Annotated in this window: 9 protein-coding genes; 5 read left to right on the forward strand and 4 right to left on the reverse strand. The window is 58.1% G+C overall.

Annotated elements, in window-relative coordinates:
- The first annotated feature begins 368 nt into the window (after positions 1 to 368).
- The 4 genes from Mal65_RS02460 to Mal65_RS02475 all read left to right on the forward strand — a co-directional run bounded on the left by Mal65_RS02460 (position 369) and on the right by Mal65_RS02475 (position 6,479).
- A complete protein-coding gene (locus tag Mal65_RS02460; protein ID WP_196784510.1) occupies positions 369 to 1,805 on the forward strand; it encodes a trypsin-like peptidase domain-containing protein in 1,437 nt (478 codons plus the stop codon).
- A gap of 102 nt (positions 1,806 to 1,907) precedes the next feature.
- Entirely contained in the window at positions 1,908 to 2,696 is a 789-nt protein-coding gene (locus tag Mal65_RS02465; RefSeq protein ID WP_145293339.1) for an enoyl-CoA hydratase/isomerase family protein, read from the forward strand.
- A 202-nt stretch (positions 2,697 to 2,898) separates the two neighbouring features.
- Positions 2,899 to 4,734 (forward strand): sigma 54-interacting transcriptional regulator, encoded by a 1,836-nt coding sequence (locus Mal65_RS02470; protein WP_145293341.1) that lies wholly within the window; start codon positions 2,899 to 2,901, stop codon positions 4,732 to 4,734.
- Positions 4,735 to 4,766: 32 nt separating this feature from the next.
- Entirely contained in the window at positions 4,767 to 6,479 is a 1,713-nt protein-coding gene (locus Mal65_RS02475; protein ID WP_145293343.1) for a DUF6798 domain-containing protein, read from the forward strand.
- A 161-nt stretch (positions 6,480 to 6,640) separates the two neighbouring features.
- Here Mal65_RS02475 and Mal65_RS02480 read toward each other — a convergent pair whose 3' ends face one another.
- Together Mal65_RS02480 and Mal65_RS02485 are read right to left on the reverse strand one after the other, a co-directional pair.
- Positions 6,641 to 6,856 carry a hypothetical protein gene (locus tag Mal65_RS02480; RefSeq protein WP_145293345.1) on the reverse strand — a complete coding sequence of 72 codons (216 nt, stop codon included), beginning with the start codon at positions 6,854 to 6,856 and terminating at the stop codon, positions 6,641 to 6,643.
- 396 nt (positions 6,857 to 7,252) lie between these two features.
- Positions 7,253 to 8,764 (reverse strand): sulfatase family protein, encoded by a 1,512-nt coding sequence (locus Mal65_RS02485; protein WP_165701015.1) that lies wholly within the window; start codon positions 8,762 to 8,764, stop codon positions 7,253 to 7,255.
- 182 nt (positions 8,765 to 8,946) lie between these two features.
- Here Mal65_RS02485 and Mal65_RS02490 point away from each other — a divergent pair, with 182 nt between their 5' ends.
- The gene (locus Mal65_RS02490) at positions 8,947 to 10,446 is read left to right on the forward strand and encodes a Gfo/Idh/MocA family protein (protein WP_145293349.1); all 1,500 of its coding nucleotides are present in this window, start codon (positions 8,947 to 8,949) and stop codon (positions 10,444 to 10,446) included.
- A 111-nt stretch (positions 10,447 to 10,557) separates the two neighbouring features.
- On the opposite strand, the gene Mal65_RS02495 is transcribed toward Mal65_RS02490, so the two are convergent.
- A complete protein-coding gene (locus Mal65_RS02495; RefSeq protein ID WP_145293351.1) occupies positions 10,558 to 11,910 on the reverse strand; it encodes a Gfo/Idh/MocA family protein in 1,353 nt (450 codons plus the stop codon).
- Between the two features lie 57 nt (positions 11,911 to 11,967).
- A complete protein-coding gene (locus tag Mal65_RS02500; protein WP_145293353.1) occupies positions 11,968 to 12,870 on the reverse strand; it encodes a hydroxypyruvate isomerase family protein in 903 nt (300 codons plus the stop codon).
- Positions 12,871 to 12,951: the final 81 nt, after the last annotated feature.

Below are 12,951 nucleotides of genomic sequence, written 5' to 3' on the forward strand. Positions count from 1 at the left end.
AGAGACAAAGCGACGACGTGTCTTGTGCGGCGTTCATCCGGCCGTCGTCGATGGCACGAAGCCCTCACACTGCTCGCGGGTGCCGTTGCCTGCAATGCCTTTCAAGGCGGGGGATGACGGTGACGTTCGCGAGCCGGTCGATCGGGGAAAAGATCGAAAAACAGCCCGTGAAACTGGAAAAAAATTCAAGTCACGCTCATTGCCCTTGTGGCGATCGACGGACATCAGGCAGGATCGCCTCGGTGCCGATCCCACCGGTCAGGATGACCACTCATGTGCGGATCCGGGTACGCCGACCTCGAATCGCGTCGTTTCGCCGAAAGCCGTGCGGACGACACGCCGTCCAATGCGTCCAGGGAGGGACGACCTTGACTGGTATCAAGTTCGCGCTAGCGTCCGTCGCTATTTCTTGGTTGTCGATGCTGTCGGTATCGGCCAACGCCATCTTGGTGGAATTCACGTCCAAACAGTGCCAGCACTGTGAAACGATGAAGCCCGTGCTGGCACAACTGGAACGATCGGGCGTTGCAATCCGCCGCGTCGACGTGTCCAGCGAACCGCATTTGGTTCGCCGTTACGGCGTTCGCCAAACGCCAACTTATCTGGTCATCGCCGACGGCAAAGAAGTCACACGCTTGGTCGGCAGCCACAGCATCGACGAACTTCGTCAAGCTTTGCAAACCAATCCGGGCGGACCCCACATCCCGACCGGTTCACAGCAATCCGCCGCGCCGCCACGGGCGGCCGAATTCGTGGACACTCCTCGAACACGTCTGGCTGCGGCCGGTCCGGGTGCAACAAACCCGCCACGCTTGGCCGCCTTTGGACGCTCCGACGTTCGACCACAAAACGTGCCATCCGTCGCACCGGCCGGCAACACGATGGCCGAAACCATGCCGAACGTCACGATGGCCGATGCGGTGGAACGTGCTCGCGCCGCAACGGTTCGCTTACGTGTTTATGACGGCCATGGCTTCGGCGTCGGCACCGGAACGATCATCGATTCGCATGGTCAGGAATCGCTGGTCATGACCTGCGGTCACCTGTTCCGCGACACCGACGGCGAAGGCCGGATCGAAGTCGATTTGTTCGTCGGTGGCGAAACCAAAACCGTGCCCGGCCAGTTGGTCGATTATGACGCCGAAGACCGTGACATCGCCGTGGTGGCGATCCAGCCGGGGATCAACATCCAACCGGTCAAGGTCATCAAGCACAGCCAAAAGGTCACCACCGGACAAGCCGCTTTCAGTTTCGGATGCGACCGCGGTGCCGATCCCTCGCGGCGTGATACCCGCGTCACCGGTGTCAATAAGTACAACCAACATTTGGGCGTCAGCAATCTGGAAATCGACGGCGCACCGATCGATGGTCGCAGCGGTGGTGGATTGTTCGACCAGAACGGATGTCTGATCGGCGTCTGCAACGCTGCGGACTACAAAAGCGATGTCGGCATCTACACCGGACCGGGATCGATCCACTGGCAGTTGGAACGCGTGAATCTGGCGCATCTGGCCCAAGGCGATGCCGGCACGGTTGTCGCCCAAACGAATCAATTTTCCGCGCCCACACCGGCCGCTGAATTACCTGCCACCGAACCACCGGTCCGCTTGGCCGCACTGGATGCACCGGCGGGAGGCTTTGACGCGGGCGTGGTTCAGCCTTCGGCCCTGGCCAATCCGGCCGGCCAAGATCGTCGTGAAGTGATTGTGATCATTCGCGATCCCGACCAACCCGACACCCAGCCGCGCGTGTTGACCATTCGCCAACCCAGCGAAGCGCTGATGAATTCTTTGATGACGCACTGATCGGCTGGTTAGCCATCTACAATCGTCACGACAACGGGGCGATATCGTCGCCACCAGTCTTGTCGTCACGAAGCCATTCGTCATCCCAGGGGGACCGCAACGTTGCAACACGTTGATGTCAAAGTTCACGAAGAAATCGCAACGATCGTTTTGGACCGACCCCAAGTTCGAAACGCGCTCAGTCCCGGGTTATTGGAAGATCTGAACCAAGCGTTTTCGGATGTTCATCAAGAAAAACGCGTCAAGGCGGTCGTGCTGACCGGCGCCGGATCCGATTTCTGTAGCGGATTGGACCTGGCGGTTCTGAACGAAATTAACGAGCTTCCTGAATCGGAATCTCTGGCCCAGTCGCACCAGTATTGGCGTCAATGGGCCGAGTCGATTGAGGTCCTTTTGCGTTTTCCAAAACCGGTCGTCGCCGCGGTCGACGGTCTGGCCGCCGGTGCTGGTCTAACGCTGGCGTTGGCCAGCGATCTGATGGTCCTTAGCCACAGCGCGACGCTGTCGGCGCCGGCGATCCGGCACGGTTTGGTCGGGGGCGTCACGGCATCCCTTTTGGCGTTTCGCCACGGCGGCGCACTAGCTTCGCAAATGGCGTTATCGGGCGAGCCTATGAATGCCAAAGTCGCCGTCACCCGCGGAATCGCCTGCCAGGCCGTGGGTTCCGACCAAATCTGGGTGGCCGCTTGCGACTGGGCGCGACGTTGCACTCAGGGGCCTGCCGCCGCGATCCAAGCCACCAAACGTGTGATCAATGAATCGATCGGTGAAGAACTGATCAGCCAGATTTCAGCTGCCGCCGCGGCCGGTGCCGCCGGTTGCAGCCACGAAACCGCCGCCCAGGGAATCCAAGCCTTTGTCGAAAAAACGGACCCGCCGTGGCATGGTTGATGCATAGTGTTGGGCGTCGTCTTGACGAACAAGACGACGCGATGGTCCGTCTAGATGGACCATGGAGGAAGTTCGTTTGGATCCCGCGAGCACGAGGCCCAATGGTGATGCACCCCCCAACCGGCCCGCTTTGCCGTCGCCAGGATCGATTCGGCCACCTATGATGACCGCCACAGCAAGCTTACATCAGCATGAATGAGTCATGTTCGCCATCCTGCATGCAAGATCGGGTCCCGACAAAGATCGAAATTACACCCTCGATCCGTCCCGACCTGCGCATATCGGGCGTGGCACAAGTTGTGAGATCTTGCTGACCGATCCGATGAGTTCGCGGTTCCATGCCGTCGTCTTTTTCGAAGACGGGAATTGGCATCTTCGCGACACCAGCAGCCGCAACGGCACCTTGGTCAACGGCCAGAAAGCGGACACCGCGCGACTGCTGGACAAGTCGATCATCACGATCGGCGAAACGGATCTGCAATTGGTCGAAGGCGACACCGAAGACGTCGAAGAATCATCGATCAAACAAACCTGGATCGCCGATCCCGATGATTTAAAGGAACGCTTGCAGGATCGAGAGGTCGATCCGATCAACAAGCTGGCACAGACGGAATACTTGCTGGATTTGTACCAGATAAGTCTGAATCTGATGTCGGGCTCCAGCGGCGTCGACACCATCGAAACGGTGCTGGAACTGTTGCGCGATCGCACCGTCGCATCGGGTGTCACCCTTTATCACGAAACGCACGAAGGACGGCTGGTTCCCCAATCCAGCTATCCCAAGGATTCGCACAAGCGTCTGCAACTTAGCCGACGGCTGATCCGACGCATTCAACGCAGCAGCGAACCGATGTGGATCGATCGCGAATACGATCCGAAGGTGCGTGGCGAAATCAAGGCGGCCGACGGCAAGCCATGGTCCGATCTGATTGTTTGTCCGTTGTCCATCGACGACAACGCGATCGGAATGCTGGCGATGTTCCGCGATGATTCGGCGTTCGATCACCAGCACTATGATTTCGTCGTGGCGGCATCGCGGTTGTTGGCGATCGGTTTGATCCAATATCAAAAGACACACTCGTTGGCGGTCGAACGTGCTCACTTGGCCGAACGAAACGCCGAAGGCCCCGAGTTGATCGGTCAATGTGACGCGATGACCCGGTTGAAGGAGCGAATCACCCGGGTCGGTCGCGCCAGTGGATCGGTCCTGATCCGTGGCGAATCGGGCAGCGGAAAAGAACTGGTCGCGCGGGCGGTCCATCGCGCCAGCCCGCGTGCCGATCGACCGATGTTGACGGTCAACTGTGCCGCGATTCCACAGGATCTGATTGAAAGCCAGTTGTTCGGTCACAAGAAGGGTTCCTTCACCGGCGCCGATACCGATCACGTCGGCTGGTTCGAACAAGCCCACACCGGAACGCTGTTTTTGGACGAAATCGGCGAACTGACTTTGGAAGGTCAAGCGAAGCTGTTGCGAATCTTGGAAGGCCATCCTTTCCTACCCGTCGGTGCGACCGAACAGGTGTTGGTGGACGTGCGGGTGATCGCGGCGACCAATCGCGACTTGGCCGAATTTGTCCGCGAAGGCCATTTCCGCGAAGACCTGTTTTATCGACTCAGCGTTTTTGAACTGTTCGTCCCGCCGCTGCGTGAACGTGATAGTGATTTGGATCTGTTGATCGATCACTTCTTGGCACATTTCTGTCGCCAGCATGGTCGGTTGAAATTGCGCTTGTCCGAAGATGCACGCGACCGGATGCACGAATACCCCTGGCCGGGGAACGTCCGGCAATTGCGAAACGTCATCGATAGTGCGGTCGTGATGGCGGACGATCCAATGATCCAAGCCGACGATTTAGGGCTGCGCGACGCGGGCATCAGCCGCTTGGACACGCTGCGTATCGATGAATGGGAACGACGACTGATCCGACAGGCTTTGGAAAAAAGCGATGGCAGCGTTCCCAAGGCCGCCAAAATGTTGGGAATCAGTCGTGCGACGGCTTATCGAAAAATTGCCGAGTATGACATTCAAAAATAGCCGGCCAATCCAAAGGTAGCCGGCCCGTGAAGATGGCTGCGAAGCTAAAGAACGTTCCCACCCGGTCTGTCGACGATTCCCCGTTCCGCTGGGCGGTCGATGGTTCCGAATGGTTGTTGTTGACCCTGCTGATCTTTGGATTCAGCGGCGACCTGCCCCCGATGGTCAACGAAGCCCATTACCTGGTCAAAGCAAAGAATTTTTGGAATCCGGATTGGTGCTCGGGCGACCTGTTCGCTGCATCGGGAAAGGCACACGCCACTTATTATTGGGTGTTCGGTTGGCTGACTAAGTTCTTCAGCCTGGAAGCGACGGCTTGGATCGCGCGGTGGATCGGCTGGGCACTGTTGGCTGCGGGGCTTCAACGGCTGTGCCGCGCGGTGTTCGGCCGACCTTGGTTTGCATGGACCGTCTTGGTTCTTTGGGCCGTCGGAATCGAACGCGCGAACTTGGCCGGCGAATGGGTGTTCGGTGGCACCGAAGCAAAGATCCCTGCTTATGGTTTGCTGTTGTTTGGGATCACCGCGATGATGCGGCAACAGTGGAATCGCTGTTGGATATTCATGGGCGCATCGTCGGCGTTCCACGTATTGGTCGGCGGATGGAGCGTGTTGTCGGCGATGCTGGTATGGGGTCTGACGCAGCGACCGATTTGGCATCGCCCGCTGGCATCGATGCCGCTTCCCGTGCCACGCATTTTCCAGCCCGGGCTGTTCGCTGGCGGATTGATAGCCCTGGCGGGCTTGGTTCCGGCGCTTTGGCTGACCATTGACCAACCACAGGAATTGTCCGTTCAAGCGGCGAAGATCTACGTCTACGTTCGTCTGCCCCACCATTTGCTGTCCAGCAGTTTTCCCGCCCACTGGTTCACGCGGCACTTGGGGCTGATCGCAATCACCGCAGTAATGACATGGATCTACGATCGGCTTCTGCGATTCTCCAAGGGGAACCAATCGCATGCCAACGGTGTGATCCGGCGTCTGTCGATATTCACGTCGGGAACCGTGTTGATCGCATTGGCCGGTTGGTTGGTGGATGTGATGCCGTGGTTGGGATCGGATTTCAAAGCAAGCCTGTTGCGATACTATTGGTTTCGCATGACGGATGTGATGGTGCCGCTTCAGCTGGGTGTGGCGACCACCGGTGTGTTGGTGTCATCGCTGCGGGCAAGCGAGGGGGCCGGCGGTGCGATGATCGGTCTACGCCGTCCCGCAACGTTGACCGCATTGATACTGATCACAATTGCGATCGTGTTGGCAACAGAAACGACGTATCGGCGAGTTGCACTGGGCGTCCCACCATCGGCCAGCAATCGATTGTTGGGCTATGACCCGCACGCCCCGATTCATGTGCAACGCAAAGTCTTTGCGGATTGGCTGAAGGTTTGTGACTTCATTCGCTACAGCACCGACACGGACGAAGTGTTTTTGACTCCGCGGCATCAGCAGACGTTCAAGTGGTACGCCCAGCGTGCCGAGGTGGTGAATTTCAAGGACGTCCCACAGGATGCGGAATCATTGATCCAGTGGGAAGATCGGTTCCGCGATGTCTTTCCTCAGCGGCTTGGCACCATGCGAGTCACGATCCAGTATGCCAAGCTACGAGAGTATCGCCGGAAATACGGCGTGCGTTACATGTTGGTCGACCGACGGGTCTGCGGGCAACACTTGCCATTGGTCCAGGTGTATCCTCGCGATCCGGAAACCAATGGCACCTACGCGATTTACGAATTGCCGCCGCTGTGACCACCATCGTGATGGCCATGGCTGCCACCGCCGTGTCGTATCGATCCTCCCGACACGCCGCCGCCCCGTTGTCCGCGACGTCCCGACGATCACGATTTGTCGGGTTTGCCGGAACCAAGCGGCCGAAATTGTCTGACCAAATCGATCAAACCAATCCCTTGCTACGCATCACCACCAGCCGTCGGGGTTGCGGACGTCAGGTGGTGTGCAATCTCATCGATGGCTGATTCGGCAGCGTCCTGATTCCGCGTCGTTTGCTGCTTTGGGACGGTTCCAGGGGCGGAATTCTGTGCACGCGCAATGGTCGCACCCGCGATCAGCCCTAAAGCGATCAAGGTGGCAATCAACTTGGTGACGGAACTCCAGGAACGAAACATCGGTGAAAAACCTTTGCAGAGTGTCCGGGCGCGTGATGAGTGTCATGGTGCACCAAGGGGTTAACGCCGCAGCAAGACAAAAGTATCGGGCAGAAATGGAACAGAAATTCAGCGATCGGCCGAAACGATGTGTTCGGTCGCTGCGTTAGACGCCGATCCATGACCTCCGCCACCACGTCAGGAGCTTCCCTGGGTCAGGTTGTCATGAATTCCGACAACGACCACCGACGTGAAAGCGAAGTCGGGGCGCGATGTCCGCCAATGGCTTCGCCCGATGGCAGTTTCCAATGGTCCAGCCGACCGGCAATGGCGTTCCAGACTTCTTCCATTGGACAGCTGGAAAGCTTCGCATGTTGAATCGCCGCCATCGGATTCGGCCGAATCACCGTGGGCACGCTATTGGGCCCACGCGGGCGTGCCGAACCAGTCGTGCATTTCATTTTCGAACGGTGCGACGACGTCGCGTGGTTCGGCGATCCATCCCCGGTCCCCTGTTTCGGTCATCCATGTCCGCAGGGCGGTCCGCATTCGAATCAGCGTTTCGCGATGCTCGGGGGTGTCTGATTCGGCCAGGTTGTTGATCTCATGGGGATCGGCTTGCGTGTCATACAACGACTCGGCCGGCATCGGTTTCATCAGTTCTGCTGCGGGGCCGATTAACAAACCCTGTCGATGCAGGTCACGCATCAACGGTTTGACCAAGAAACACTTTTCTTTGTAGCGATTCAGTGTTGCGAACCCCGCACCGGGGGTCAGGTTGCGAATGTAGTGATACCGTCCATCATGAACACTGCGTTGCGTAATCTCGGTTTCATCGATGCGGTCTCGCGCGCTGAACGCATAGCGACGTTCCGGTGGGTCGACCGAGCCAAACAGTGGACGGCCCTGCATGACGATGGGTGGGTTGATGCCGGCGATGGACAGGGTGGTCGCCGTCAGGTCGATCAAGCTGACCACTTCGTCGCGTTGTTGTCCGGGTGCAAAGCCGATCGGGGGCTCGTGGTTCGCGGCCCACTGGATGACCAGCGGGACACGGATACCCGAGTCCCAGACCCAGTGGATGCCCCTGGCTTCCAACCGACCGTTGTCGCCAAAGAAAATCACGACCGTGTCATCTTCCATGCCATCGGTCCGCAAGCGATTCAGAATCTTTCCGATACGAACGTCTGCACCGGAGACGCTGTTCAGGTAGCGTGCCCATTCTTGGCGGACGACGGGGTGATCAGGGTAATAGGGAGGCGGGCTGACATTCTGCTCGGTCGCGACTTTCGGATGCCACTGTTCACCGACCCAGACGACACGATCCTTCTCGGCCGATCGGCGATCGTAGATGTCGTACTCGGCTTCGGGCAAATTGATCGTCGCGAAGAACGGTTGATGCGACTTCAACGTGTCCCAGTTTTCAGTGTGATACAGGGGGCCTTCCGCAGTGAAATTTAAATCCAGTTTGCCGGTGCCGACCACGGCGTCACCGATGTTGGTGATGTTCGCGGTGTAGTAACCCACGTCACTTAATCGATGGGTGATCGGCCGGACACCTTCGGGCAATCGAAAGCCGTCGTCGCGATGCGACCGCATGTGATGGGTGTCCGTGGTTGTTTGGTACATCCCGGTCATGAACGCACTGCGACTGGGGGCACAGACCGGTGACGTGGAAAACGCATTGACATAGCGGACACCACGGTCGGCCATCGCGTCGACATTCGGGGTGCGAACGTTCTTGGCACCGTAGCACTGGAAATCCAAGCCGAAGTTTTCGCCCACGATCCATAGGATGTTGGGTTTCCGCTGTGGCATTTCGGCACACAACGGTTGCCCTGTCCCGCCCAGGCAAAGCCACCAAAGACCCACCGCCGCGGCACATGGCAAAATCAATCGTTGGTTCCGATGACGGGTGACTCGGTTCACGGTGGGCTCCGGCAACGTGGTGGCACAGAAAACGAAACAAGCGGCACGGTTTGTTTTACAATAGGCGGCATCACCGTGTGGCTGTCCGATGGCGAACCTTCGCCTGCCGATTCGCCCCGTTGACCCGCCCAATCCCACTGGATGGATTCTTTCCCGCCCCCTTTCTTTGGTTCTAAACCGCCATGAAAAACGATTCGTCCCACCTGCGCACCAATCGCCGTCAATTCACCAAGACATCCGCCGGCTTGTTAGCCGCGGGAACCGCCGCACTGGCGTTTCCCAAACGTGCGATGGCCAATGCAAATTCAAAGATGCGGATCGGTTTCGTGGGTGTGGGAGGCCGTGGTTTCGGAGCCCATGTCAAAAGCTTGACGAAGTTGGCAAAGGAAGGCGCGCCGATCGAATTGGTTGCCGTTTGCGACGTGTATAGCGTCAACCGTGAAAAGGCTGCGAAATACATTCAGTCCAACTTGGGTAACCAACCGGCCCAGCACGTCGATTTTCGCGACATGTATGCCAAGGAAAATTTGGACGCCGTCTGCATCGGTACGCCGGATCACTGGCACGCCAAGCAGGCGATCGAAGCCATGCAGGCGGGCATGAATGTGTACTGTGAAAAGCCGATGGTGAAAAAGGTCGAAGAAGCCATCGACCTGGTCAAAGTTTGGCGCAAGACCGGTGTCGTCATGCAAGTCGGTGTCCAGTCGACCAGCTTGCCGGTTTGGGATCACGCCAATCGATTGATCCGTGCCGGCCAGCTTGGCAAGGTTCTGATGTACCAGACCGAATACTTCCGAAACTCGGATCTCGGTCAGTGGCGGTACTATGAATTGACCAAGGAAATGAATCCCAGCAATATCGACTGGCGACGGTTCCTGGGCGTAGACGATGGCTTGTCCGAAGAAGTGCCATTTGACCGCGCGGTTTATCGCCAGTGGCGTCGCTTCTGGCCGTTCGGCAGCGGCATGTTCACCGATCTGTTCGTCCACCGAACGACGACGATGTTGAAGGCGACCGGGCTGCGATATCCGGCTCGTGTGACCGGTTCGGGCGGAATCTATCTGGAGTATGACGGCCGCGACGTTCCCGACGTGTCAACGGTCGTGGCGGAATTTAACGAGGGCGTGCAAGGCTTGGTCACTGCGACCATGGCGTCATCGGAAACGCCGATCAAGCAAGTCATTCGTGGGCACCATGGATCGTTTGTGTTTGGCAACCAAGAAGACTTTGACCAGTTCACGTTCGTCCCCGAACGACCCCAGGTGACGCACATCAGTCCAAAAGAAGTTCCCTATGAACCGCAGATTATTCGCCCCGATCAGCGGATGCCGGAAAACAAGAATCACGCCCACTTCCAAAATTGGATCGACGCGATGGTCGCGGACGATCCCCAACTTTGTAACAACACGCCGGACCTGGGTGCCGCCGCGATCGTGATCGTCAACTTAGGGGCACGCAGCTATCGCCAAGGTAAGGTGTACCGCTTTGACGGCGATGAAATGGCGGTTTCCGAAGCCGACGGTTCATGGGCCAAACGTTGGGAAGATCGGTCTCATCAGCGTGGCAAGCCCGAGCATATTCCGGGCTGGGAAGCCGGCGATACGGGATCCAAGATCTTTGATCCGGATTACCAAAAGCTGGAAGGCCCCTGGATCGACGGCAAAGACCCGGCCGGCGCTTGATCGAGATTCACCGGTTTTCAAATCGTTTCCATCGCGACGAATTCTTCGTCGCGATGGCCAGCGGATCGACGGTCCGGTGAACCAAGCCCCGATGTTCTGTGCACCAAGCCATCACGCTTGATGCGGGTGCTGCCAAGGTTCGCGGTAAGCACGAGCCAGCCGCGCGGTCGCTTCGTCGTCGCCGACGACGGTATGCGTCGCAGGGTCGAATTCAAGCGTGCGTCCCAGTTCCATTGCCACGTTTGCCATGATGCATGACGCGCTGCTGATGTGACCTTGTTCAATATCGGCCACCGGTCGACTGCGATCGTCGATGCAGTCCAGGAAGTTCTGCATGTGTCCGCGAATGGCCGAAGCGACATGTAATTCCAGACGCCACTTATCTTTGTCCGTCAAGTCGGTCGGGTACTTGTCGGTTTGGATCAGCGGTTCGCCGTGCAAGCGTTCGCCGCCCTGACGTGGGATGAAGTCGTATTTGTGCACGCTAAGTTTCAGCGTGCCCTTGGTGCCATAAATGATGGCGGCCCAGGGATATTCCGGATCGGGTGGCGATCCCCAACTCCGGTGCGTCCACACAACATCCAGCCCATCAAAGTCGAAGGTGGCGGTTTGCGTGTCCGTGATGTTGGCCTTGGATTCGGTATCCACCAAGATTCCACCGGTGCTGCTGATGCGTTTGGGCCAACCCAAATCCAATTGCCAGCGGACCAAATCCAACATGTGCACACACATGTCGCCGACAATGCCGTTGCCGTATTCCATGAATGCGCGCCAACGCCTCGGGTGCACCCACTCGTTGTACGGACGCATCGGAGCCGGACCGGTCCACATGTCGTAATCCAAGTTCGCCGGTGGCTGTTGATCCGGCGGATTGCCTTTGGCTCGCATGTGGTAATAACAGCAGACTTCGGCATAGGCCACGTCGCCCAACAGTCCTGCGTCGACCACCTTTTGCTTGGCTTCGATCAGGTGCGGCGTGCTCCGTCGCTGCGTCCCCACCTGAACGACACGGTCGTGCTTTCGTGCGGCGTCCAGCATCGCCTTGCTTTCCAAAACGTCGACGCCCGTAGGCTTTTGAACGTAAACGTCGGCACCGGATTCGACCGCCGCGATCATGGGCAATGCATGCCAGTGATCGGGCGTGCCGATGATCACGATGTCGTGTTGGTGTTCGGCCAGCTGTTTGCGGTAATCGCCATAGGTTTGGGGGCGATTGCCCGACGGTTGGCGTTTGGCGAACAGGTCCGCCGCCTCTTCACGCATCGCCGAATCGACGTCACAGACCGAAACGATCTCCACCGGTGCAATGTTCAGCAACTGCAGCGTGTCGCACTTGCCGTACCAGCCCGATCCGATCAGCCCGACTTTGCGTGGCGAATCATTTCCGGCCGCGTGGGCCGACCGAGCAATGGCCGCGGTGGTTGCCGCGGTCGCAGATCCGCGCAGAAACTGACGACGATCCATGGATCAAAACCTAACGTGATGTGAAAACGGGGAATGCGTTCAGAAAATAGCCGGTTGCTAGACCACGCACTGTCGGACGGCGTCGGTCAGTCCCGCAAGCGGATCGCCGGCGGGAATGAATTCATGGGCAAAATAGCCGTCGAATCCGGTTTCAGCGATCGCTTGGGCGATCGGCGGGTAATACAGTTCTTGCGTTTCATCCAACTCGTGCCGTCCCGGATTGCCACCGGTGTGATAGTGACCAAACGCATCATGATTTTCGCGGATGGTGCGGATGATGTCGCCTTCCATGATTTGCATGTGATAGATGTCATACAGCAACTTAAAATTGTCACTGCCGACGCGTTTGACCAGTTCGACGCCCCAGGTGCTGTTGTCGCACATGTAATCGGGGTGATTGACTTTGCTGTTCAGCAATTCCATGTTCAGGATGACGTTGTGTTTTTCCGCCACTGGGGTGATTTTCTTGAGGGCATCCACACAGTTCTTCATCCCCGTTTCGCGATCGATGCCTCTCGCGTTGCCGCTGAAACAGATCACGTTCCGCCAGCCTTCCTTTGCGGTCGCTTCGATCGCCGCATTCATCTTTTCCAGTGCTTCATCGTGATACTTGGTGTCACACAGGCCTTTGCCCAGGGAGTGTGAACTGACCATCGTGCAGATCAATCCGTGCTTTTTCAGCGTGGGAAAGTCGTTGGGGCCCAACAGGTCGATGCCGACCAATCCAAGGTTGGCGGCTGTGGCAGCCATCTCCTCCAGCGAAAACATCTTGTAACACCACTTGCACACCGATTGATTCAGCCGGCCCTGCTTGGCATCGACATTCTCGGTTGCCGTGGCGGGCTTGTCATCGGCGGATGTGACACTGGTGGTTGCGGCAAGGCCTGCAGCCGCACCGCCCACGGTTCCGGCGATGGCTTGACGGCGTGAAAGAACGTTTTTTTCATCAGGTTGGGACATCGGCGGGCTTTCATTGAAATCGCGGAGCGACGTGCGTCGGAAGACGCCACTGCGCCGCAAACGTGCGGGAAATCAGCCCGC

It is taken from the genome of Crateriforma conspicua (assembly GCF_007752935.1).
Taxonomy (GTDB): Bacteria; Planctomycetota; Planctomycetia; order Pirellulales; family Pirellulaceae; genus Crateriforma; species Crateriforma conspicua.